Here is a 24,874-nt window from a genome sequence, read left to right as displayed (position 1 = left end):
TGACTGTTTATCAATCTCTGCCTGTTATAAAATTTTGGAAAACTAAATAAAAAGCAGATGGAATAGAATGATTCTATCACAGCTGCTTTTTATTTAGGTTTCTTTTCCCGTTTCTTTTTCCCCTTTCCTTACGCCTTATTCCCCCCTTTTTCAATTTACTTAAAATGAAAAAGGCTATGGCAAGTGCTATTTCACTTGTCATTTGAGATGCCGCTTTAAACGGTAACCAGAAAGCTCAAGGATTTTTAACATTATGTGGTGAAACATACTCAAAGGTTATGAAAAATCGGATTCATTTTATTTTAAGGAGAGATATATAATGGGGAAATATGCGTTAGAACTAATTAAGGTTGTAAGCTTAGCGATTATAGCAATTAGTTTGGCTATTATTGCTTGGCGAATGGGTGATGTGGTTAATTATCTATATGATTTAGCTTCGAGGTAATCTTTTTCTAAGATATATAAATAATCAACTTCATCATACATAGCTAATAACAAAAAGCTTGGGACATCCCAAGCTTTTTTGGTGTTTGGCTAGTTACAGACCAATTTTAAAGAAGCTACCGCTTCACAATGCGTCGTATGCGGGAACATATCCACCGGCTGCACTTCCACCGTAGCGTATCCGCCATCCTCCAGCACTTTCAAATCACGAGCAAGAGTCGCAGGATTGCAGCTTACATAGACAACCTTCTTCGGCTTCATATCAAGGATTGTCCGCAGCAGGGCTTCATCGCACCCTTTGCGCGGCGGGTCGACTACGATGACGTCGGCTGCATTTCCTTCTTCATACCATTTCGGAATGACAACTTCAGCTTCACCTACTGCAAAGTCTGCATTTTCAATTCCGTTCAGTTCGGCATTGCGCTTGGCATCTTCAATGGCTTCAGGAACGATTTCAACGCCGAACACGTTTTTGGCTTTTTGAGCAAGGAACAGGGAAATGGTTCCGATGCCGCAGTATGCATCGATGACAGATTCCTCTCCGTTCAGATCGGCATATTCCAGTGCTTTTTCATAGAGTACTTTTGTCTGTTCAGGATTTACCTGAAAGAAGGATCGCGCTGAGATGGCAAATTTGATGTTGCCGATGTAATCGTAGATGTATTCTTCTCCCCATAGCACAGTTGTTTTATCGCCAAAGATGACATTGGTGCGTTTTGGGTTAACGTTTTGAACGATGGACTTGATGGCCGGGAATTGGGCCGTAATGTCTTCAATGACGGCTTTTTTGTTCGGAAAATCAGATGTCCGGGTGATGAAGACGACCATCATTTCATTTGTCACGGTGCCGCGGCGGACCATGATGTGGCGCAGCCAGCCTTTGTTTTTCTGTTCGTCGTAGGCGCGGATGCCATGGCGGTTTGCGATTTCTTTCACGGCTGCGACGACTTCATCGTTTTCGCTTTGCTGGATCAGGCATTGTTCCATATCAATGATTTCATGGGAGCGCTGCTGATAGAAGCCGGCGATGAGCCCGCCTTCGCGTTCTCCGACTGGGACCTGTGCTTTGTTGCGGTAGTTCCACGGATCATTCATGCCGAGTGTCGGGTGGACCGTAACGTTGTCGAGATTCAGCTTGCCGATTCGTGCGAGCACTTCTTTGACCTGCTTGTGCTTAAAGTCAAGCTGGCCCTGATAGCTTAAGTGCTGCAGCTGGCAGCCGCCGCATTGTTTATAGATCGGGCACGGCGCATCGGTGCGCTCTGAACTTTCCTCGTGCAGCTCGACAAGGCGTCCGAATGCGTAGCCTTTATTTATTTTCGTGACTTTGATCTGGCCTTTTTCGTTTGGCAGGGCGTTAGGAACGAAAATTGGATATCCTTCAATTTTCGCAACGCCTGATCCGTCATGCGTCAGGTCTTCAAAGGTCACGTCGTAGTATTCATTTTTTTGTACAGGCGCAATTGCCTTTGTCATGGTAATCTTCCTTTATAGTTACTGATTTGTTCATTTTACCACACTGAAGACATAAGAAAAACTTGGCGCAGGGCCAAGTTTCTATTCGTCCATTTGCTGGGCTTTTGCAAGCGGCACGAGGACTTCAATATGACGGTACAGGTTGACGAATTCGCCCGGCAGATCGCCGCCGTATTCGCCGTCTAAGTTCAGCTGCATTTTTTGAGCGGATGTGACCTTTACTCTGTTGGCCGTTGTATAGATGATGTTGCTGTCGCTGATGTGCTCGCCGCGGAGCGCAAGGCTTGCGACCCGGATAAAGTCGGCAAGGTTTGCTTTTTTCAGGATCAGCAGATCGAACATGCCGTCATTCAGCTTGCTGTCAGGGGCAAGCTTCTCAAAACCTCCGACAGAGTTTGTCAGGGAGACGAGAAACAGCATGATTTCGCCCTTGAATAGCTTGCCGTCGTATTCGATCTCGACTTCTGCGGGACGGATGGACGGAAGCATTTCGATGCCCTTTAAGTAATAGGCGAGCTGGCCGAGGACTGTTTTAAGCTTGCTTGGGACTTCATATGTGAGTTCGGTGAGACGTCCTCCGCCTGCGATGTTGACAAAGTAGTGGCCGTTGACGCGTCCGATGTCGATGGCTCTTGCTTCGCCTGCAAGGATGGCATCCACTGCAGTCAGGATGTTGTCGCGCGGAATGCCGATGGCACGGGCAAAGTCGTTTGTTGTACCGACCGGAACGACTGCAAGCTGAGGCCGTTCTTCAAGTTCAGCAAGGCCGTTCACGACCTCATTGACTGTGCCGTCTCCTCCAGCTGCGACAACAAGATCAAAGCCGCGGAGGCCTGCTGCACGGGCAGCCTGAACAGCATCCCCCTCGCACGTAGTGGCGTGGCAGGATGTCTCGTAACCGGCAATTTCAAATTTCTCCAGAACCTCTGGAAGTTGTTTTTTAAAGGCTTCTCGGCCTGATGTTGGATTATAGATTATTCTTGCTCTTTTCATTTTCCCCATCATCCTATGTCAGAATGTATTTCCATGATTTGTTGTATCGTACAAGCCAAGGATTAGTCTACACCTTTTTTGTCCGATACGCAAACCATAGAACCAGTATAGCCAAAGCACGGCAAAAACAACGGCGCCCTTCCTGAAATCAGTCGCGGCGCCGTCTGTGTATTAACGTTTTTGAAGTTCTTCCTGAAGCAGTTTGTTGACCAGCTGCGGGTTTGCCTGGCCTTTTGTTGCTTTCATGATTTGGCCGACAAGGAAGCCGATCGCTTTTTGCTTTCCGCTCTTGAAGTCTTCAACAGACTGAGGGTTCGCATCGATTGCTTCATTGACTGCCGTGCGGAGCGTGCCTTCGTCAGAGATTTGGACAAGACCTTTTTCTTTGACGATTGTCTCGGCATCACCGCCGTTTTCAATCAGTTCTTTAAATACTTTTTTTGCTATTTTTGAAGAGATTGTGCCGTTTTCGATCAGCTTGATCATGCCGGAAAGTCCGTCCGGAGTAAGAGCAACATCCTTAAGCTCTTTGCTTTCTGCATTCAGATAGCCGCTCACCTCACCCATGAGCCAGTTGGACGCCTGCTTCGCATCGGCGCCTTTGTCCACAGTTGCTTCAAAGAAGTCTGCCATCTCTTTTGTCAGAGTCAGTACCTGAGCATCATAAGAAGGCAGGCCGAGCTCTTGAGTGTAGCGTTTTTGGCGCTGGTCCGGAAGCTCAGGGATCGTTGCACGGATGCGCTCCTTCCACTCATCATCAATGTAGAGGGACACAAGATCCGGTTCCGGGAAGTAGCGGTAGTCGTCAGAGCCTTCTTTTACGCGCATCAGGATTGTTTTGCCTGTTGCTTCGTCAAAGCGGCGTGTTTCCTGGTCGATGACGCCTCCTGCACGGAGCACTTCTTCCTGACGGATTTCTTCGTGCTCAAGACCTTTACGGACAAAGTTGAAGGAGTTCAGGTTTTTAAGCTCCGTCTTTGTTCCGAATTCCTCTTGTCCAACGGGACGAAGGGAAATGTTGGCGTCACAGCGGAGTGAGCCTTCTTCCATTTTGCAGTCGGAAACGTCTGTGTACTGAATGATCGCTTTCAGCTTTTCAAGATAAGCATACGCTTCTTCAGGCGTCCGGATATCCGGTTCTGATACGATTTCGACAAGCGGCGTGCCCTGGCGGTTGTAGTCGCAAAGGGAATAGCCGTCGCCCGTATGCGTCAGCTTGCCCGCATCCTCTTCAAGGTGAAGGCGCGTGATGCCGATTCGTTTCTTTTCACCGTTTACTTCGATGTCAATCCAGCCGTTCTCGCCGATCGGCTTGTCAAACTGGGAAATCTGATACGCCTTCGGGTTGTCGGGATAGAAATAGTTTTTGCGGTCGAATTTCGTGTCTGTCGCAACTTCGCAGTTCAGTGCCATTGCAGCTTTCATGGCGAAATCAACGGCTTTTCTGTTTAAAACCGGCAGAACACCCGGATAGCCGAGCTCAACCACGGTTGTGTTTGTATTCGGATTCGCGCCGAAGTGGTTCGGAGCGTTTGAGAAGATTTTTGACTCTGTTTTCAGCTCTACGTGGACCTCAAGTCCAATGACCGTTTCATACTTCATGGTTTTCACCCCTTACAGTTCAGGTTTTGCTTTATGATGATCCGTTGCCTGCTCGAATGCATGGGCAACGCGGTATACAGTGCTTTCGTCAAAATGCTTTCCGATGATCTGCAGGCCGAGCGGCAGTCCGTTTGAGAATCCGCACGGAACGGAGATTCCAGGGACGCCTGCAAGGTTTACAGGGATGGTTAAAATATCGTTTGCATACATCGTAAGCGGGTCATCCGTTTTTTCGCCAACTTTAAAGGCCGGCGTCGGAGTTGTCGGTCCAACGATGACATCATATTTTTCAAAAACATCTTCAAAGTCTTTTTTAATGAGAGTACGGACCTGCTGCGCTTTTTTGTAGTAGGCATCGTAGTAGCCGGAGCTCAGCGCAAACGTTCCAAGCATGATGCGGCGCTTGACCTCATCGCCGAAGCCTTCGGAACGGGACTGCTTGTACAGCTCGATCAGGTTTTTCGCATTGTCTGAACGGTAGCCGTAGCGGACGCCGTCAAAGCGTGCAAGGTTTGCTGACGCTTCAGATGAAGACAGCAGATAGTACGTTGCAAGCGCGTATTTGCTGTGAGGAAGAGAGACTTCTTCCCACGTTGCGCCCTGTGCTTCGAGCACTTTCAGGGCATCAAGGACTGACTGTTTTACTTCTTCGTTTACGCCTTCTCCGAGGTATTCCTTCGGTACAGCGATTTTCAGCCCTTTCACGTCACCTGTCAATGCTGATAAAAAGTCAGGCACTTCAACGTTCGCAGACGTGGAGTCCATTGGATCCACACCGGAAATGGCCTGAAGCAGGAATGCGTTGTCTTCCACGCTTGTTGTGAGCGGTCCGATTTGATCAAGAGATGAGGCAAAGGCAATCAGGCCAAAACGGGAGACGCGGCCGTATGTAGGCTTTAAGCCGACGACACCTGTATAGGCTGCAGGCTGGCGGACCGAGCCGCCTGTGTCAGATCCAAGAGCAAACGGCACTTCGCGTGCTGCAACGGCCGCAGCAGAGCCGCCGCTTGATCCTCCTGGCACAGTCTCAAGGTTCCAAGGGTTTTTCGTTACTTTGTAGCCTGAGTTTTCCGTAGAGGAACCCATGGCAAACTCGTCCATATTCAACTTTCCGATTGTGACTGCTTCTGCTTTTTGCAGGTGCTGCACAACGGTTGCGTCATAGATCGGATCAAAGTTTTCAAGAATTTTGCTCGCAGCAGTTGTGCGCAGGTTTTTCGTCACAATGTTATCTTTTATCCCGATCGGCATTCCGAAAAGAAGGCCGAATTCATCGCGGGTGCCGATGGCTTCGTCGAGTTCCTTTGCGTATGCGCGGGCTTTTTCCTCATCTAATGCAAGGAACGCGTTCACTTTTCCGTCGACAGCTCCGATGCGCTTGTAGGATTCGTCTACAAGGTCTGAGACCGTGATTTCTTTTTTATGTAAACTTGCTTTCAGTTCTGAAAGTTTCTGGTCAAATAATGGCATAGCGGCTGCTTCCCTCCCTATTCTAAGATCGACGGTACGCGAATGTATCCGTCTTTATGGTCAGGAGCGTTCTTCACAACGTCCTCAACCGGCAATCCTTTTTCTGCTTTGTCCTCGCGCAGGATGTTTTTCATCTCAAGGACGTGTGTTGTCGGCTCTACGCCAGTTGTATCGAGCTCATTCAGCTGCTCGGCGAACGAAATGATCGCATCAAGCTGCGTTGTGAACATTTCCGTTTCTTCTTCTGTTATCGCTAAACGTGCAAGATTTGCAACGTGCTTCACTTCTTCTTTTGAAATGCGTGACATGGGGCTCCACCTCCGATAAATCTCGTGTAAACAATACTCTGATGATAACAAAAGTCATTGCATTAAAGCAACAAAAGGCCGTGATTATTCGGGTTTTCTACAGTTCCTGATCGAGCACCTTCTTCACAATGTTCGGATGATCTGTCATAATGCCGTCTGCACCGATCTCCACAAGCCTCCGGACACTGTCTTCGTCGTTGATTGTCCAGTACTGGACCGCGATGCCGCGCTTGTGGAGAGATTCTGTCAGGCGTTCTGTCGCAAGGTTCATACCGCTTGCCTCCATCGGGATCTGGACGGCTGTGTATTTTTCCATAGGAACGATGCGGTCTAAGTAAAGTTTGTGGGCGATGACAAAATTCCGCGTGGCTCCTTGGGCAGGACTGACAGGGACCGTCCCGTCCGTTGCTTCAATAAAGTACTCCAGTGCATCGTCGTAAAAGGAGGCGATGATTACTTTATCGCTCATGTTGTGCTTTCTAATTAGATCTGCCATTTTGTCTGCTAATGCCGGATCGTCCTTTTTGAGCTCAATCGTCATGGGATAGCCGGGGAACGCGTTGAAGATTTCATCCATGGAAGGAATTGTAATGCCTTTGTTCCGGTAAGGGTAGCTTCCGTCCGGACCGATGAAATGATAGCCTGCGTCGAGTTTCTGCAGTTCATTTAGCGTCATGTCTTTGACAGCCCCCGTACCGTTTGTCGTTCTGTCAACAGTGTCATCATGAATGACGACTACCTCCCCGTCTTTAGAGAGATGAACATCCATTTCCAGCATATCCACTCCGAGCTTTTCAGACAGCGAAAAAGCAGCCATCGTATTGCCGGGCGCCATGCCGGCACCTCCTTGGTGAGCGATGATGAGGGGCCGGTTTCCTTTTTTGAGAAACGTCTGGTTTTCCGTTTGAGTGACAGGGATGAATTGAATGATGACAAAAAAGAGCAGTGCGGTGATGAGGACGACAGCGGATATAGGAAGTGCGGTTTTCTTTTTCCTGTCGGGCTGAGGTATTGGTTGCATGGGCTGGACCTCCATTGTAGTTGTCATTTCTTTATATCATGGAGGAGCTTTGATTATGTATTAAAATTTGGTTAAATTCCGCCCGGTTTTATCGGCGGTGTGCGGTTTATCTGAGAATTTTCACACTTTACTTGCCTCATTTATAGATTTACTTGCCAGTTATTATAATTTACTTGCCGCTTACACGAGGTTACTTGCCGGCTAGGAATATTCACTTGAAAATTTCCAAACGCATCCAATATACTCGTACATTCTTTTGATTTACAATAAAAAAACACCGCACGCGGTGTTTTCCCTTTTAAACAAACGTTTAATTAAACGTCTTATCTGCAGCTCTGGCGCAGCTTCAGCTTTGTTGCGATCGTCACCTGTTTGGCGATTTTGCGCTCGGTGATGCGTTCGACCATCAGGTCTACGGCAGTTTCGCCCATGACTTCAGTGTAGACTTTGACAGTTGTCAGTGACGGGAAAATGTATTTTGATACACTAATGTCATTGACGCCAATGATGCTGACCTGCTCGGGCACGCGAATGCCTTTTTCGTGCAGGGCCTGGATGCTGCCGATGGCAATGCTGTCATTGGCTGCAAAGAAGGCGGTCGGCAAATTGTCGCCAAGCTTTGCGATGGCTTCTGACATCATGCGGTGGCCGTCCTGAACGGTGAAGGAACCGATGAAGATGGCGTCCTCGCGCAGCATGTTCCGCTCTCCCATGTACTTGATGAACGTTTCCTCACGCTGATCGTCAAGCTTTTCTGTATGCTCACGGTAGGTTTCGCGGCCGCCGATATAGCCGATTTGCGTGTGGCCCTTTGCGATAAAGTGATCGAGGACGCGTTCCGTTGCCCGCTCGAAATCAACGATGACCGAATCAAAGCGTTCTGAATCCGGACTTGAATCGACGAAGACGACGTTGCGGGCCGCTTTTTTGAATTCCTCTGCCTGCTGCCTGCTGAACTTGCCTACTGCAATGATGCCCTGCAGCTGGTCCTGATTGATCTCTTCAAAGTCATCATAAAAGTAAGTCGCAAGCTGAAGGTTGTGATGCTTCGCCCGCTCCTCAATGCCAAGTCTGATTGACATGTAATAGAGGTCATTCAGCTCCTCAAGGGCTGTGTACCAGTGGACGATTGCAATCTTCGGCACGAGGCTTTTTTTTGTCTTCCGCTTTTTATAAGACAGTTCCTCGGCCACTTCGAATATGCGTTTTTTTGTTTCGTCCCCGACAGACAGCGTTTCGTCGAAATTCAGCACCCTTGAAACTGTCGCAATGGAAACACCCGCTTTTTCAGCTATATCTTTAATTGTAGCCGCCATATACCTTACCCCTTTGTTCACTCAATATCTTCTTGTTTAAACCAGTCCAAATGTAAATGATGTTCTGGATCTGTACGCTTCATGTGCTGCAAGCCTGTGAGTATGCAGCCCCGGCACTAGAAGTGATTCCGGAATCCGCTGCGTTTCAACGCAGATTGCCGCATATGGCCCTTTAGCCTGTTCCGCCTTCAGCGGATGCACTGTGTCCATTTTGTTGGCCGTATAAATGACCGCTGCAGGCTCTGACGTCTGCACCGTCATCCTCCTGCCGCTTTCTTCTTCCTGAACGATGATTTGGTTAAGGTCGCGCTGTTCAAGAAGAAAAAGGTGATCATACCCGTTTCCGGCATTAATAATATGCCGATTGTCTGACTCTGCTGCTTCTCTTACCAGTTTACCAGTTTTCAGATCAAACGGGGTGTCTTTTACAGGAATCCACTTTCCTGTCGGGAGCTGATCCTCGTCCATTTCTGCGATGCCTTCTGCATTCAGCTGCAGCGCATGGCCGAGCACGTCCCGCCCGCTGTCTGCAGACAGATTGAAATACGCATGATTTGTCAGGCTTAACCACGTATCCTTGTCAGACCGTGCTTCATAGTCAATCGTAAACGTATTGTCGCAGTCAAGCGTGTAGGTCACCTGCACGTCAAGGTTGCCGGGATATCCGCCCTCTCCGTCCCTGCTGAAGTGTGTAAGGACAGCAACAGCTGCATCATCCCGCTTTTCCGTCCTGACGTTCCAGTAAACACTGTGAAAACCGTGCGGACCGCCGTGCAGCTGGTGCTCCCCCTCGTTTGCCTCAAGCTTGTAAGGACCAAGCTGCGCGTCCTGAATGCGGCCGGCAACGCGACCGATCAGAGCACCGAGGTAATACGGATTTTCGAGATACTGTTCCGCGTGGTCATATGCGAGAACAACATTTTCAAAGGTTCCGTTTTTGTCTGGTGCCATAATGGATGTGATGGTCCCGCCGAGGTTCAGGAAGCTGACTGAGTATCCCTGGCTGTTTTCAAGGGTGTATTTCTCAATGTTTTGCTGCGGATGCTTGAGAATCGTTTCGTGAAGGATGTTCATGCGTATCGTTCCTCTCTGTTTTTAAACACTCTATAAAGTGGTTAAAATGCTTATTCCCTTCAATAGTTCGTTTAAAAACGCCCGCATCCTCCAGAACCCTGCTGAATTTTATGCCAACTTCTTTTTTCAGGACAGCATCGATCGTTTTCTTTTCAAAAGTTCCGTATTTGGCCTGCAGCTGATTGACCCATTGGAGGTGGTGTTCAGGAACAGAACCGCCTTCACCAAGCAGGTGAGCTTCGATCTGCTGAAGTTCGTTTTTCAGCCGCTCCGGAAGGACAGCAAGTCCCATGACTTCAATCAGGCCGATATTTTCTTTTTTGATGTGATGGAGGTCCGCATGCGGATGGAAAATGCCCATCGGGTGCTCTTCGCTCGTTCGGTTGTTGCGCAGAACAAGATCAAGCTCAAACTCGCCGCCGCGCATTCTGGCAATCGGTGTGACCGTCTGGTGCGGTTCATCTCCTGTAAAGGCCAGAATATCCGCCTCACGGTTCGAGTACGTTTTCCACGTATTCAGCACGTGCTCTGCTGCCTCAACAAGCGGGGCTTTGTCCGCAGAACGCAGACGCAGCACAGACATTGGCCATTTTACTCTTGCGAACGACACATCAGGAAAATGCGGAATTTCAAATACTGCTTCATCCGGTGCCTCCGCCATCGCAAATGAATAGCGCCCTGCCTGATAGTGGTCATGCGATAGAATCGAGCCGCCGACAATAGGAAGATCTGCGTTTGAACCTATGAAATAATGCGGGAACTGCTCAACGAACGCAAGCAGCCTCCTGAAGGCGTCCCCGTTGATTTTCATGTCCCGGTGCTCTCCTGATAAAACAATGGAATGCTCGTTGTAGTAAATATACGGAGAGTACTGGAAATACCACTTCTCGCTCTCTAGCGAAAGTTCAATAATCCGGTGATTGGCGCGTGCCGGATGGCCTATGCGCCCCGCGTACCCTTCATTTTCTGCGCAAAGGAGGCATTTCGGATAGGCTGCATCGTTTTTGGCAGCCTTCTCTCTTGCAATGTCGCGCGGGTCTTTTTCCGGTTTTGAGAGATTGATGGTGATATCAATCTCCCCGTACTCAGTTGGGGTTTTGTAATGGATGTTTTTCGCAATCCGTTTTGTCTGGATGTAATTGCTGTTCTGACTGAGTTTATAAAAGTAATCGGTCGCAATTTCAGGCGACAGGCTGTAGTATTCTTCGAATGTCTGCTGAATGTGGGATGGTTTATCTAAAAAGACATTCATCAGGCCTGCAGACAGTTTTTCTTTTTCATCAAAGGTTCCCTCAACCACCCCGCGTCTGGCTGCGTCTTCAACCAAAACGTCCAGGAGATCCGGAACTGTCAATAGAGTCTCAGGCAGACCGCATTCTTCATAGGCATCAATCCCAAGCAGTCCGATCAGCTGATTCCGTGCGTACACGCGGTCTCTGTCTGTGATGAATTTTTTCTGGATGGCTTGCTCTGTTAATTGATTGACGAATGAAGACATGTTCATCTGGAATCCTCTCCATATCCGTGTGGTTTTGTTTGATGCCAGTTCCACGCATCCTGCAAAATCGTTTTGATGTTTGTTCGCGCCGGCTCCCAGCCGAGAATGGCTTTTGCTTTACCGGATGAAGCGACGAGCGTGCTCGGGTCGCCTGCTCTGCGAGGTGCGGCGGCAGCAGGAATCGGATGGCCCGTCACTTCGCGCGCCTCCCGAATCATCTCGCTGACTGAGAAGCCGCGGCTGCTGCCGAGGTTGATAATGGTGCTCTCCCCTTGTCTGCTCAAATAGTTCAAGGCAAGAAGGTGTGCATCAATCAGGTCTTCTACGTGAACGTAATCACGGATGCATGTGCCATCAGGCGTCGGGTAATCATCTCCGTAGATCGAGATGTGCTCTCTCTGTCCGAGCGCCACCTGCAGGATAATCGGCACCAGGTGTGTTTCAGGTGTGTGATCTTCGCCGATTTCAGCATCTGCCCGCGCGCCCGCCACATTGAAATAGCGGAGAGACACATAACGGATGCCGTATGCTTGCTCGCACCAGCGCATCATTTTCTCCATCATCAGCTTGGATTCGCCGTACGGATTTGTCGGGTTTGCCGGTTCGGTTTCCGTAATCGGAACAGTCTCCGGTTCGCCGTAAACAGCTGCCGTAGACGAAAAGACAATCTCTTTTACACCGTGCTTTTGCATCACTTCAAGCAGGACCTGGAGCCCGTAAACGTTATTCCGGAAATATTTGAGCGGCTTTTCCACTGATTCGCCCACTAAGCTGCTTGCAGCAAAATGCAGCACCTGGGTGATAGTCTCTTTTTCAAAAACGCTGTTTAAAAAGGATTCGTCTCTTAAGTCCCCTTCGTAAAAGCTTGCTTCAGGGTGAACGGCTTTTCTGTGCCCGGTCTGCAGATTGTCGACCACAACCGTGTCGATCCCCCGGCCGATGAGTTGGTAGACGGCATGGGAGCCGATGTAGCCGGCCCCGCCAAGAACTAATACGCTCATATGTGAACCCCCAATTCGATTTCGCATGCTCCGTCCCCGATGTTTGCGATGTAAAAGGACGCTTCGTAGCCGATTTCAGAGAGATATGCACGGCCTACTTCTCTTAAAAAGTCTTCAGCCGCCGTTTTCTCTACAATGGCAATCGCACAGCCGCCAAAGCCTGCTCCCGTCATCCGCGCGCCAATGACGCCGTTTTGTTTCCAGGCAGCTTCCACTAATGCATCAAGCTCTTTTCCCGTTACTTCGTAATCATCGCGAAGGGAGCGGTGGGACGCGTTCATGAGCTCGCCGAACGTATACAGGTCGTTCCTTTCAAGCGCTTCGAGAGCCTGAATCGTCCGCTCATTTTCGCTCACAGCATGACGCGCGCGCTTACGGACGGTCTCACTGCTGATTGCGGATGCATAGCGTTCAAACGTTTCAGCTGATAGTTCGCCAAGTGACTGCGCAGGCACTTTTTCCTGCAGAATACGGAGTGCCTCTTCGCATTCCCCGCGGCGTTCATTGTATTTTGAACCAGCAAGCTCTCTCCGTTTGTTCGTATTCATGATGACAATTACGTGGTGATCGAGCTCAATCGGTGCATAGCGGTAGTTCAGTGTCTGGCAGTCAAGCAGCATCCCGCACGCTTTTTTCCCCATGCCGATGGCAAACTGATCCATGATGCCGCTGTTGACTCCGATATATTGATTTTCAACGACCTGCCCAAGCTTCACCATGTCAATCCGGTCGATTTTCAAATTGAACAGTTTTTCGAGCATGACGCCTGTGACCATTTCAACCGATGCGGATGAAGAAAGCCCTGCCCCGTTCGGAATGTTTCCGTAGATTAAAAGGTCCAGCCCTTCTTCGATGGCGTATCCGCGTTCCTTAAGGGCTGCTATCATGCCTTTCGGATAGTTCGCCCAATCGTCTTCGGACCTGTAAGCTAAATCGTCAAGCGGGCACTCCACAATGCCTTTGTCAGGAAAATTCACGGAGTACATGCGAATCATTCGGTCTGAACGCTTTGCCGCAAGGGCATACGTTCCATACGTGATCGCACATGGAAAGACGTGTCCGCCGTTGTAATCCGTATGTTCCCCGATCAGGTTAATGCGTCCCGGAGCGAAAAAACTGCGGTAGCTCCCGCTTCCAAATGTCGATTGGAATAATGTTTCCAGTTCAGCCGCATTCATTGTGTGTGTCCCCCTTTTGACCGTGCCAGAATTTTCGTCTCAAACGGCTCCAGCACTTCTCCTTCAAAGACCGCATCTTCATCATTGTGGTTCATGACGATGGCATGCTCTCCTCTGATGACCACTTCGACACCAGGAGCTGATTCGATATAGGAGATGCCGGACTCGTTCAAAACAGATAATGCAAGCTCACCCAGCACCTTTTCTTCTGCACCGGTTCCGACGTAATAGGCTTTTCCTTCCCCAAATTTGTTCACCGTAACAGCGGCATAGTTTTTATAAAAACGGTCGCTGTAGGTATACAGGGTTTCCGCTGCTGCCGGACGGACAAGGTCTCTCCATACGCTGCCTGACGCTTCTGTTTTACTGTCGGCTGAAACAATGGAGACGTGCTGGCCGCCGTGAAGCGACTCAGCCTCATCGATTTCAATTCCAAGCAGATCCTTCAGCTGATAAGGTGCCTTTTCACCGAACGGGATATTGTTGTCTTTGTTTTTCATGCCTGCACGGAAGGAGAAAATCACCGTTCCGCCGTTTTCAGCAAAAGCTTTCAGTCTTGCGGCAAGTTCGTCGTCAACCAGTGTGAGCACCGGGACGAGCACAACTTTATAGGATGAAAAATCATGATCGTACCGCAGGACGTCAACCGGTACATTTACATCATGGAAAGGCTGATAGAGCCTCATCAGTTCGTTTGTAAATTCAAGCTGCGAGCTCTGCTGCTGGATGCGCATTGACCAAACGTTGTCAAAGTCATAAAGAACGGCAACATCTGCCTCAATCGGCGCATGGAATACCTCTTCATGCTTACGGACTTCTTTGAATACTTCCTGCACCTCGTAAAATTTGCGGGAACGCGTGTTGTCTGCATCAAGAATGCCGAGGCAATACTGCTCAGCCCCTCTGTTCATGCCGCGGAACCGGAAGTAAAGCATGTTGCTGCACCCGTGTGCGAATGCATGATAGGACCAAAGCTGCGCCTGGCCGGGTCTTGGCAGGTAGCCGATGATATCATGTCCCTGTGCACCCATCAGCTGCTCAACGATCCAGAAGTTTTCACGCTTGATGCCGCGGACAAATCCTAGAGTGAATGACAGAAAAGCAGGCGATACCGGTTTCGTCAGTCCTCCCCATACTGGATAGTTGTCATAGGAAACGAAATCAAGTTCTCTTGAAAACTCGTTATGGTCAAACCATTTTCCGAAAAAGCCGCCAGGAAGATTCGTCGTGACTTCCTGATGTGAGCCTTTCAGCTTTTTTACGAGATTCAGATGCATTTTCGCGAAGCTGCTGAGAGATTCGCTTCTGAATCTTGCCCAGTCAAGCATCATAGCCGGGTTATGAACCGTAATTGTCGGTTTCGGGACAGGGACTTCATCGAATGCGTTGTACGTCTGCCCCCAGAAAATCGTGCCCCAGCGTTTGTTCAGCTCCTCAGCCGTTTCATATTTTCTCTCAAGAAACCGGTGAAAGGCTTCTCTGCACTCGCCGCAGTAGCACATGTCACTGCCTTCATGGCCAAGCTCGTTATCAATCTGCCAGGAAACAATGCCGCTCTCATCCTGATAGTGTGTGACCAGTTTTTCTACGATTGCAAGAGAGTAAGTCTGATAGGTTTTTGAATTATAGCAGTACTGTCTTCTGCCCCCGAAAGATTTCGGATGGCCGTGTTCATCTTCAAGAAGAATATCAGGGTGTTTTTTGACAAGCCAGGCAGGAAACGTAGCCGTCGGAGTGCCGAACATAACGGCGATTCCCTCTTCTTTAAACCTTTTGATGACTCCGTCAAAAAAAGAGAAGTCGTACTTTCCTTCTTCAGGCTCCATCAAGTGCCAGGCGAACTCGCCGATGCGCACCATGTTTACGCCCATTTCCTTCATTTTTTCAATATCTTCGCCGAACAGGGATGGATCCCAATGCTCTGGATAGTAATCAACGCCTAAATACATGTCTCATCCCCCATTTTTCGTAAGGTAAAATACGTGTGACTGAAAATCTCCGCTGCGTTCTGCAAGCTGCTTATTGACGCCGTTGTACTGGATCGGAAGCGCCATTCCTCTTTGCATCAGCTCATCCCCGCCGTATTTGGCGCCGTCCACCTTGTACATGCTGTCTGCTTCGAGCCCCGCAAGCTTCAGCGTCCTGATTTTTTTCGGAGTTGCTTCCGCAAGCACCTGATACCAGCCGACAAGCGCTTCAGAACGGTCTTTGGACACAATCATCCAGGCGGTTTCGTTTGATTCAAACGGGCTGATCAGCCGGTGGAAATCGCCGTTTCTGACCAGTGTGCGGTGTGACTTGTATGTCTCGATTTGTTTTTTTACTTCTTCCTTCTCTTCCTCTGTCATTTTGTTCGGATCAAGCTCATAGCCGAACGTGCCGAAGTAGGCGGCATCCCCGCGCATTTTCAGCGAGGTTTTGCGCAGCGTCTGATGGTTCGGCACGTCTGATACGTGGGAGCCGATGCTGTAGATCGGATAAACAAAAGATGAGCCGTACTGGATCTTAAGGCGCTCAACGGCATCCGTGTCATCACTTGCCCATGCCTGCGGTGCATAGTAGAGCATCCCGGCATCAAACCGGCCCCCGCCTCCTGCACAAGATTCAAACAGGACGTCCGGGTACTTCTCTGTCAATCTTTCATATAACTCATAGACTCCGAGGATATAGCGGTGGAAAAATTCTCCCTGACGGTCCTGTCCAAGCGCTGCGGAGTAAGCCTCCGTGATGTTTCTGTTCATATCCCATTTGATGTAGCTGAGCTTTGCCGACTCGATGATGGAGGACATCCGCTCATACAGATAATCAACGACTTCGCCGCGCGTATAATCGAGCACCCACTGATTCCGGCCGTATGTGACCGGCCGCTCAGGATCATGAATCACCCATTCAGGATGCCTGCTGAAAAGATCGCTCTCCTCAGAAATCATCTCCGGCTCAAACCAAAGACCGAATTTCAGCCCTTCGCTGCGTACCGCATCAGCCAGGGCATCGATGCCTTCAGGCAGTTTCTTCAAATCGACGAACCAGTCGCCGAGAGAAGTTGTATCATCATTGCGTTTTCCAAACCAGCCGTCGTCAAGGACAAACAGCTCAACACCGAGCTCTTTAGCCTGCTTTGCAATCGCTGTAATCTTATCAGCGTTAAAATCGAAATACGTAGCTTCCCAGTTGTTGATCAGAACAGGACGATCCCGTTTCTGCCAGACGGGCGCGATAAGGTGATCCCTGAACAGGTCGTGCGTGGACTGGGTGAGCCCGTTCAACCCTTCATCAGAATACGTCAGAACGGCTTCAGGTGTATGAAACACCTCGCCCGGGACCAGATGCCAGCTGAACTGAAACGGATGAATTCCCATCTGGATGCGTGCTGCATCGTAGTGATCCACTTCCGCCTGCGCTAAAAAGTTTCCGCTGTATACGAACTGGAAGCTGTACGCTTCTCCGGAAGTTTCTGTTGTATTTGCACGTTTAAACGCCATATACGGATTGTGGTGATGCGAGCTTGCGCCTCTAATGCTTGAGATGGACTGGATACCCGTCTGAAGCTTTCGTTCTTTTAAATGGCGTTCTCTTGACCATGTTCCGGCAAGATGGACCATCGTAAAATCACTGTCTGAAAGATCAAGGGAGAGACTCATCATTCGCTCAATATCGACCGGCTGCTCCCCTTCGTTTTCAAGACTCGCGTGACGGGCAATAGATGCAGAGTGTTCGAAAATCGTATAATAAAGCTTCAATGTCAGCTTTCTCAGTTTATCTGTGAGCGAGATGATCAATGTACTTGCATCACCTGCATTCGCAAACGTTGCAGGAAGACCCGGAATCCGCTCTTTTCCTTCCTTTATTTCAAAAGATGTAAATTCAAACTTGCTGACAGAACTTCCGCCTGGATGCCTCAGGGAGATGGCAGGCTCTCTGAAATCGCTCGTGCCGTACACCGGATATTCCTGGCATACTGTCTCAAGGGAAAAAGCCGGATCATCCTTATAAGGATGACAGCTCGCAGCTGTCGGAATGTGATAGGCGGCAAAATGGGAAAAGTCAGGCTGGTGATTCAGCCGTTTTCCATAATACAGCTGGCCAAGCTCCCCGTTTTTCATCACATGAAAGATATAGCTGACCGTTTTGTTTGCAAGGTGGAATTGGTTGCGTTCTTCATTCATGAATATAGGCATCGCAGTATGCTCCTTTAGCCGAGTTTTGGTTCGTCCGTAAACGTAATCGAGCAAGTTTCATTTCCCTCAAGCTCCATCACGAGAATGTCATTCTTTCCTTCTTTCAAAAGCGGGCCCGGAACGTACAAGCGCTGCTGCGGACCTTCTGTCACCCAGTAGCGTCCGAGGTTAAACCCGTTTACCCAAACATTGCCTTTTGTCCATCCTTCAAGATCAATAAAGGTATCTGCCGGCGCGTCTGCCGTCAGTTCCCCTTTGTAAAAGCGCGGATATCGTTCGTCTTCTCCTTTTATAAAAGCAAGGTCCGCATCATCCATCTCAATCGGATAAACCTCCCAGTGGAACCAGTACTGATTTCCGATCCAGAGATTTTCCGTGATGCCTTTTTTGTCCTTCAAATGCTTGCCGTAGTTGACGCGGCCCATGTTTTCCACGAATACCTCAAGAATGTTTTCCTCATTCGGAAAGGAGAGGGTAATCGTTTTTTCAGGATCATTGCGGTATATGGTGCGCTCAAGCTTTCCGTTGATATAGATAAACGCTCTGTCGCGTATAGGCGCGGTGTCCATTTCAAGGGCGCCTTGTTTTGTAATCACTGTTTTATATAGAATGTAGCCGTAATTCTGGTCGAGCTCCTCCATCGGTTTCGGAGCGATAACGTTTTGCGGTTTTAGTGTGCTGATATAATCAAACACGCTCATTTGAGCGTTCATGCTCACTTGTCCGTAGCTTTTCTTAACAGAAGGTGCCGGATTTTCTTCAGGTACCTCTCTGTATTTAGAAAGAACGTTTTTTACCGTGAAGTATTTTTCACCAGGGTCTCCCCATTCGGTTAAAAGAGCATCATAGTCATAGCTTGTAATGGTCGGTGAGTAGAACTCGTAATGATTTGCGCCGTTCATGAAGCCAAAATTTGTTCCCCCGTGGAACATGTAGAAATTCACGGACGCACCCTGTGAAATCATTTTTTCATACTCTGCGGCAACATCAGCCGCTTCCCGCGTGTGATGTTCACCGCCCCAATGGTCGAACCAGCCGATCCAAAATTCTGCGCACATTTCCGGTGAGTTTGGTCGAAACGTTTCGAGTGCAGCAAAGGCTTCCCCCGAGCGGGAGCCGAAATTCAAGGTTGTCACAGCATCCTGCATGGATCCGTGCTGAATGAATTCGGGTCCGTCCGAGGTGAAGAGCAGAACATCAATGCCTGCGTTTTTAAAAAGCTCTGCTGATGCATTCAGATACTCCAGGTCATTTCCATAGGCGCCGTACTCATTTTCAACCTGTACGGCAATGACCGGACCGCCGTTTGACGATAGATGCGGGACCATTTTCGGCAGCAGAACGTCAAAGTATGATGTCAGATGATCAAAGAACACAGGATCTGAGCTTCGGAGCACCATGCCGGGCTCTTTCAGGAGCCAGCCGGGAAAGCCTCCGAATTCCCATTCTGCACAGATGTAAGGTGCCGGTCTGAGAATGACATACAGCCCAAGCTCTTCTGCTTTTTTGATAAAGCCTTCAAGATCAGCCATGCCTTCAAAGCAGTACTGGCCTTTTTTCGGTTCATGCACATTCCATGGTATATACGTTTCGACTGTATTCAGACCGAGCTGCTTCAGTTTCAGCAGCCGGTCCTCCCAGTACTCTGGAACAACGCGGAAATAGTGAATGCTCCCCGATAAAATCTGAAACGGTTCTCCGTTTAAATAAAATTGCTTCCCCTTTGTTGTCAGCATCCTGTTTTCCTCCTATTTCACGGCGCTTCCAAGCATCCCTGAGATAAATTGCTTCTGCAGCACTAAGAAGAAAACGATAATCGGAACGGTTGCAATGGATACGCCCATCATTACCTGGCCGTAGTCAATATAAGAAAGACCCATTAGTGTCGAGAGTGCGACCGGGAACGTGTACATGCCTGCATCATTCAATACAACAAGCGGCCACATGAAGTTGTTCCACTGTGTCATGAACAGGAAGATGGACGCGGCTGCAAGTGCCGGACGCATCGATGGTGCAACGACTTTAAAGAAAATCTTGAGTTCTCCTGCTCCGTCAAGGCGCGCTGCTTCGATCAGCTCTGTCGGGAACGCAAGGAAGTTCTGTCTTAATAGGAAAATCGCAAACGGATAGCAAAGCTGCGGCGCGATGACCGCGAAATATGTGTTCAAAAGATTCAGCTCAGACATCATCCGGAAAAGCGGAATCAGCGTTGCCTGATACGGAATCATCATCGATAAAAGAAACGCGGTGAAAATAAAGTTTCTGCCTTTAAATTCGAATTTTGCCAGTGCATAAGCAGCTAGCGAACAAACAGCAAGTGCCGCCACTACATACAAGAGAGACACAAACAGCGAATTGAACATTACCTGCGGAATGTTGATTGATGCATTCAGGTTCTGGAAGTTCGTCATCAGCTGATCGCCCGGCGTCAATGTCGGCGGGTTTGTGAACATTTTGCCTGATTCATTTGTCGCCCCGATAAACATCCAGTAGAACGGGAAAATCGAGATGATCATAAACAGGATTAAAATGGCGTACATGCCGATTTTCTGCGGCAGCGAACGACTGCGCTTTTTCTTTGTCCCTGTTACGAACGTTGATTGAATCTGGTTGGTTGTTTCAGCATTCATCATCGATCACCTGCCACTTTAAATTGAATAAATGTGAGAATACCCACTAGAATTACTACCACATAAGCTACTGCTGATGCGTAGCCGAACTGGAAGAACTCAAATCCATTCTGGTAAATATACAGACCGAGAGTCATCGTTGAATCGGCCGGTCCGCCTTTTGTTAAGTTGAACGGTTCATCAAATAGCTGCAGCGTACCGATCGTGGATAGGGTTGCAGCGAAAAGAATAACCGGCTTAAGCTGCGGGATTGTAATATAGAAAAACTGTCTGATTTTCCCCGCGCCGTCGAGTGAAGCTGCTTCATACATATCATTTGGAATGTTTTGAAGAGCAGCAAGGAAAATGACCATGTTGTATCCTGTCCATCTCCATGTCATCGCAAGGATGATGGAAGCTTTTGCCCAAAAACTGTCTGACAGCCATGGAATCGCTTCCAGACCGAAGAAACCAACGACTGTATTAATGATGCCTTCCTCCTGAAGCATGATGGAGAAAAGGATTGAATATGCAACAAGAGATGTTACCGCCGGAAGGAAAAACGATACTCTGAAAAATCCTTTCAGGCGAAGGAGCCCGCTGTTCAGCACACTGGATAAAATCAGTGCAAGAAGCAGCATGATCGGCACCTGCACGATGAAGATAATGAATGTGTTCATCAGGGCTTTTCTGAAAATCGTGTCATTAAAAAGCGTAATGTAGTTATCAAGGCCGGTAAAAATATATTCCCCTGCTTCAAACGTCTGAAAGCTCAGCAACAGTGAAGCAAAGATCGGATAAACGGTAAAAACGAGAAAGAGTATAACTGCAGGGGCAATAAACATATAAGGAAATAACCGTGTTTGACTCATGCGAGATCCCACCTTAAATTACGAAAGGGCTGAATTTAGATTCGGCCCTTTCTTTTTTCATTTTCAATGTCTTATTTGACTCTGTTCTTCAGTCTGTCTTCTGCCGCTTTGTAGGCATCCTCAATGGATACTTTTCCGCTGACAGCTTCTGACTGTGCTTTAATGGACTCATCCATTGCAACAGAGTAGTTGCCTGTATAGTTAACAGACGGAATGCTGTCCATTTGCTGTGTGAATGTCTGCCAGATCGACTGATTTGTAAAGAACTCCTGCTTTTCAGTGAAAACCGGCTCATCATAGATTGTGTTCAAAGTCGGGAACAGTCCGCCCTTCATTGCTTCAAGCTGTGTTTCTTCATCTGTTGAAAAGAACTCAAGGAAGTCATAGGCTTCTTGTTTCATATTTGTGTTCTCCATGATGACGTAGTTGCTTCCGCCAAGGTTGGAAGCGCGGTTGCCGCCTTCTTCAAATGCCGGAAGCGGAATCACGCCCCACTTGCCTGATGTATCTTTTCCTTGTCCGGTAATCGAACCTGAAAGCCATGCGCCTGATGGAGCAGTTGCTACCTCACCGCTGACCATTGCACTGATCCATGCATCCCATCCAACCGTATTTTTAACTAATCCTTCATCTTTAAGCTGTTTGATGACCTTTGCAGCATTCATAGACTGTTCAGATGTCAGAACAAGCTCGCCTTTATCGTCAAAGTACAGTGAACCCTGCTGATTCATCATCATGCGGTAAAGACCGTCGTCACCGTTCAGATCAAGACCAAGCATTGCTTTGCCTGTCTTCTCTTTAATGGTTTTACCTGCTTCAATGAACTGATCCCATGTCTCAATGTCCTCCGCTTTCACGCCTGCTTCTTCAAACATATCCGTTCTGTAGAAGACACCTGTCGGGCCGCCGTCAAACGGGAAGCCGACTACTTTGTCATTTACAGTCAGAAGATCGGTTTTGCTTGTCGGGAACTTATCTTTTTGCTCCTCGAAACCGTATTTTTTCAGATCAAGAAATGCTTTCGGATACGCTTCTGCATACCCTTGAATACGGTCGTCCTCTACCAGTACGATGTCAGGAAGACCCTGACCGCCTGCTTGCAGGCCTGTTGTTAACTTCTGATACACATCTTCGCGCCCAAGTTCTACAATCTCGAGCTCGAAGTCCGGGTTTTCTTTTTTATAGCGCTCAGCCGCTGCTTCAAGAACAGGGACGTTGATGTTCCATGCCCATGCTGTTAATTTGTTGTCATCTTTGCTTGTCTTTTCGGAATTGCCTCCAGAACAAGCTGACAGCATGCCGATAATCAGAACCATACAGATCAAACTTATTGCCTTTTTCATGCTTTACCCCCTAATTCATCTTTTTTGACCGCAAAATGAAATCGTTTACAAAACTCATTTTAGATGAATTGACTGAACATTTCAAGTAAAATTTAACTAAAAGTTTTAGTTATTTTACCTTTTATTTTACTTAAATAATTCTAAAAACAAAAAAATGACAGAGAAAATAGCTTCTCTGCCTTGTTCTAATAGGTTTTTACAAATTCAAGCAAGTAAAAATTGAATTATACTAAAAGTTTTTTTACTGAGGTAAAAAAACTAATCGATTTTTACTTCAGTAGATGGTTTTTTGGGAATGACGACTTTCAGCACACCATTCCGGTAATTGGCCTTTAGATTTTTAACTAAGGCAGACGGAGGAATTTGAAGGGATTCCTTTGCATCCTTTTCCCCTTTTACTGTAATGACCAGATGCCCGTCCTCGATCGTCAGCTTGATGTTTTCCCTCTCTGTTCCCGGAAGCTCGGCTGTTACTAGAAACGCCCCATCCTTTTCTTCCATTGAAAGCGGAAAACCCTTTGTTGAAAATGATTGCTTGAAGTATTCGTCTATATTTCCAAGCAGCGACCGTTTTGGCCGCGCCTCAAAAAATTCATTGATCATGCGCATTGGATCTTTTCGGTTATTCTCCATTTTCATCCCTCTCATACGCTCAGTTTTGTCTATATATCATATGTAGGAAGAGAGCAAATTGCCTATGATGAAAAGTGTGATTTGTTTAGTGCCGGAATGCACATAATATCTGTGTATGAAACGAAAAGTAACTGTGTTTGATTTTTCTGAATAGTTTTACTTTGATAAAATGAGGAAAGCGCTTACCTATACAAGCTGTGTACGTCTGAAGGGTTTAAACCCGCGCCGTATCTGTTTCAAATCCTTGAAACGCGGGAAATAGTTTGTTAGGTTAAGTAACCGTAGGGCTGAACGGTTAGAAATATTTGGTTCTTTTATTACACAATCACTAAAGTCAAAGGAGAGATTTGGTGGAAACAGGTACTTTAATATCACTTGGAATTTACTTCGTCGGCATGCTGCTCATCGGATTGTATGCCTACAAGAAGTCTACGGACGATGTGTCTGGTTACATGCTCGGAGGACGCGGACTGGGTCCTGCAGTAACGGCATTATCAGCCGGAGCTTCTGACATGAGCGGATGGATGCTGATGGGTCTTCCAGGTGCTATGTATACAACTGGATTATCAAGTATGTGGATAGCAGTGGGACTGACTGTTGGGGCTTATGCCAACTACCTTCTGGTCGCTCCGCGTCTTAGAACCTATACAGAGGTTGCAGACGACTCCATTACCATCCCGGATTATTTTGAAAATCGCTTTAAAGACAAAACGCGCATTCTTCGCTTCGTTTCAGCGATTGTCATCCTTATTTTCTTCACGCTTTACACTTCAGCAGGATTAGTATCCGGAGGACTTCTATTTGAATCATCATTCGGACTGGATTACACAACAGGCATGCTTATTACAGCAGGTGTCGTTGTAGCCTATACACTATTCGGAGGATTTCTTGCCGTCAGTCTGACAGACTTTGTTCAGGGCGTTATCATGTTCCTTGCCCTCATTCTTGTTCCGATTGTTGCCTTTACAGATCTGGGCGGTGTCGGACCGACATTTGATGTCATCAGAGACATCGACCCTAAATACCTTGATGTGTTCAGAGGCACGACTGTTCTAGGATTACTCGGATTCCTTGCATGGGGACTTGGCTACTTCGGCCAGCCGCATATCATTGTCCGCTTTATGGCTATTTCATCGATTAAAGAATTAAAGCCTGCCCGCAGAATCGGAATGGGCTGGATGATTATCTCAGTATTTGGTGCGATGCTGACGGGTCTTGTCGGTATTGCCTATGTAAATCAGACAGCAACAACGCTTGCTGATCCTGAGACGATTTTTATTAAATTCGCGCAAGTATTGTTCCATCCGTTAATTACAGGATTCCTGCTTGCAGCCATTCTCGCGGCGATTATGAGTACAATCTCATCTCAGCTGCTTGTTACATCAAGTGCACTGACAGAGGACTTTTACCGCACCTTCTTCAGACGAAGCGCAGGTGACAAAGAGCTTGTCCTGATTGGACGGTTGTCTGTTCTGCTCGTTGCCATCATCGGTGTGCTTCTGTCACTCACACCAAGTGACACGATTCTTTCACTCGTCGGATATGCATGGGCCGGATTCGGTTCTGCATTTGGACCAGCCGTTCTCCTGAGCTTGTACTGGAAACGCATGACCAAGTGGGGCGCACTGGCCGGAATGATTGTCGGTGCCGTAACCGTATTGATCTGGGTAAACGTACCGGTATTGAAAGAAACAGTATACGAAATGATCCCTGGATTCTTCCTGAGCTTAATTGCTGTCTATGTCGTCAGCTTGATCACAAGCAGACCATCAAAACGCGTACAGAACGTGTTTACGGAAATGGAAGAAACGCTGGAAGAAGAAACGAAATAATGCTTTGCATGCAGAAACCGCCTGTG

At 48.0% G+C, this 24,874-nt stretch carries 20 protein-coding genes; 2 read left to right on the top strand and 18 right to left on the bottom strand.

Features of this window, described 5'->3' with window-relative positions; genetic code table 11:
- The first annotated feature begins 319 nt into the window (after nucleotides 1-319).
- On the top strand, nucleotides 320-445 hold the full coding sequence (locus ACK1LH_RS01965; protein WP_411334338.1) for a hypothetical protein: 126 nt from the start codon (nucleotides 320-322) through the stop codon (nucleotides 443-445).
- Between the two features lie 89 nt (nucleotides 446-534).
- Here the strand turns inward: ACK1LH_RS01965 and rlmD are convergent, their stop codons facing one another.
- The 18 genes from rlmD to ACK1LH_RS01875 form a co-directional block, all read right to left on the bottom strand.
- A complete protein-coding gene (gene rlmD / locus ACK1LH_RS01960; protein ID WP_411334337.1) occupies nucleotides 535-1,920 on the bottom strand; it encodes a 23S rRNA (uracil(1939)-C(5))-methyltransferase RlmD in 1,386 nt (461 codons plus the stop codon).
- Between the two features lie 81 nt (nucleotides 1,921-2,001).
- Nucleotides 2,002-2,913 carry a diacylglycerol kinase gene (locus ACK1LH_RS01955; RefSeq protein ID WP_203289435.1) on the bottom strand — a complete coding sequence of 304 codons (912 nt, stop codon included), beginning with the start codon at nucleotides 2,911-2,913 and terminating at the stop codon, nucleotides 2,002-2,004.
- 171 nt (nucleotides 2,914-3,084) lie between these two features.
- Nucleotides 3,085-4,515, bottom strand: a complete 1,431-nt coding sequence (gene gatB / locus ACK1LH_RS01950) for an Asp-tRNA(Asn)/Glu-tRNA(Gln) amidotransferase subunit GatB (RefSeq protein ID WP_203289434.1) — start codon at nucleotides 4,513-4,515, stop codon at nucleotides 3,085-3,087.
- Between the two features lie 12 nt (nucleotides 4,516-4,527).
- On the bottom strand, nucleotides 4,528-5,985 hold the full coding sequence (gatA, locus tag ACK1LH_RS01945; protein ID WP_203289433.1) for an Asp-tRNA(Asn)/Glu-tRNA(Gln) amidotransferase subunit GatA: 1,458 nt from the start codon (nucleotides 5,983-5,985) through the stop codon (nucleotides 4,528-4,530).
- A 17-nt stretch (nucleotides 5,986-6,002) separates the two neighbouring features.
- A complete protein-coding gene (gene gatC, locus ACK1LH_RS01940; RefSeq protein ID WP_203289432.1) occupies nucleotides 6,003-6,293 on the bottom strand; it encodes an Asp-tRNA(Asn)/Glu-tRNA(Gln) amidotransferase subunit GatC in 291 nt (96 codons plus the stop codon).
- 97 nt (nucleotides 6,294-6,390) lie between these two features.
- The gene (locus ACK1LH_RS01935; RefSeq protein WP_411334336.1) at nucleotides 6,391-7,314 is read right to left on the bottom strand and encodes a glycerophosphodiester phosphodiesterase; all 924 of its coding nucleotides are present in this window, start codon (nucleotides 7,312-7,314) and stop codon (nucleotides 6,391-6,393) included.
- Nucleotides 7,315-7,637: 323 nt separating this feature from the next.
- Complete coding sequence (locus ACK1LH_RS01930; protein ID WP_029566454.1) at nucleotides 7,638-8,630, bottom strand: LacI family DNA-binding transcriptional regulator; 993 nt, start codon at nucleotides 8,628-8,630, stop codon at nucleotides 7,638-7,640.
- 36 nt (nucleotides 8,631-8,666) lie between these two features.
- A complete protein-coding gene (locus ACK1LH_RS01925) occupies nucleotides 8,667-9,704 on the bottom strand; it encodes an aldose epimerase family protein (protein ID WP_203289430.1) in 1,038 nt (345 codons plus the stop codon).
- Entirely contained in the window at nucleotides 9,655-11,208 is a 1,554-nt protein-coding gene (gene galT, locus ACK1LH_RS01920) for a UDP-glucose--hexose-1-phosphate uridylyltransferase (protein WP_411334335.1), read from the bottom strand. The genes ACK1LH_RS01925 and galT overlap by 50 nt, the downstream gene beginning before the upstream one ends.
- On the bottom strand, nucleotides 11,205-12,203 hold the full coding sequence (gene galE / locus ACK1LH_RS01915) for a UDP-glucose 4-epimerase GalE (RefSeq protein WP_029285526.1): 999 nt from the start codon (nucleotides 12,201-12,203) through the stop codon (nucleotides 11,205-11,207). The genes galT and galE overlap by 4 nt, the downstream gene beginning before the upstream one ends.
- The gene (locus ACK1LH_RS01910; protein ID WP_029285524.1) at nucleotides 12,200-13,381 is read right to left on the bottom strand and encodes a galactokinase; all 1,182 of its coding nucleotides are present in this window, start codon (nucleotides 13,379-13,381) and stop codon (nucleotides 12,200-12,202) included. Before ACK1LH_RS01910 ends, galE begins: the two co-directional genes overlap by 4 nt.
- Complete coding sequence (locus ACK1LH_RS01905) at nucleotides 13,378-15,330, bottom strand: beta-galactosidase (protein ID WP_029566458.1); 1,953 nt, start codon at nucleotides 15,328-15,330, stop codon at nucleotides 13,378-13,380. The genes ACK1LH_RS01910 and ACK1LH_RS01905 overlap by 4 nt, the downstream gene beginning before the upstream one ends.
- A gap of 3 nt (nucleotides 15,331-15,333) precedes the next feature.
- Complete coding sequence (locus tag ACK1LH_RS01900) at nucleotides 15,334-17,559, bottom strand: alpha-galactosidase (protein WP_411334334.1); 2,226 nt, start codon at nucleotides 17,557-17,559, stop codon at nucleotides 15,334-15,336.
- A 14-nt stretch (nucleotides 17,560-17,573) separates the two neighbouring features.
- A complete protein-coding gene (locus ACK1LH_RS01895) occupies nucleotides 17,574-19,295 on the bottom strand; it encodes a beta-galactosidase (protein WP_411334333.1) in 1,722 nt (573 codons plus the stop codon).
- 12 nt (nucleotides 19,296-19,307) lie between these two features.
- Nucleotides 19,308-20,099, bottom strand: coding sequence for a carbohydrate ABC transporter permease (locus ACK1LH_RS01890; protein WP_029285516.1), 792 nt, complete (start codon nucleotides 20,097-20,099; stop codon nucleotides 19,308-19,310).
- An 89-nt stretch (nucleotides 20,100-20,188) separates the two neighbouring features.
- On the bottom strand, nucleotides 20,189-21,040 hold the full coding sequence (locus tag ACK1LH_RS01885; protein WP_029285514.1) for a carbohydrate ABC transporter permease: 852 nt from the start codon (nucleotides 21,038-21,040) through the stop codon (nucleotides 20,189-20,191).
- Between the two features lie 71 nt (nucleotides 21,041-21,111).
- On the bottom strand, nucleotides 21,112-22,383 hold the full coding sequence (locus ACK1LH_RS01880; RefSeq protein ID WP_411334332.1) for an ABC transporter substrate-binding protein: 1,272 nt from the start codon (nucleotides 22,381-22,383) through the stop codon (nucleotides 21,112-21,114).
- A gap of 258 nt (nucleotides 22,384-22,641) precedes the next feature.
- A complete protein-coding gene (locus tag ACK1LH_RS01875) occupies nucleotides 22,642-23,016 on the bottom strand; it encodes an Hsp20/alpha crystallin family protein (RefSeq protein WP_411334331.1) in 375 nt (124 codons plus the stop codon).
- A gap of 350 nt (nucleotides 23,017-23,366) precedes the next feature.
- Here ACK1LH_RS01875 and putP point away from each other — a divergent pair, with 350 nt between their 5' ends.
- Nucleotides 23,367-24,848: a sodium/proline symporter PutP gene (gene putP, locus ACK1LH_RS01870; RefSeq protein ID WP_411334330.1), complete on the top strand. Its 1,482-nt coding sequence runs from the start codon at nucleotides 23,367-23,369 to the stop codon at nucleotides 24,846-24,848.
- Nucleotides 24,849-24,874: the final 26 nt, after the last annotated feature.

This window comes from Metabacillus indicus (assembly GCF_046603695.1).
GTDB lineage: Bacteria > Bacillota > Bacilli > Bacillales > Bacillaceae > Bacillus_P > Bacillus_P indicus.
Note: the sequence above shows the minus strand (reverse complement) of the source record. Positions and strands in the feature narration are given on the sequence as shown.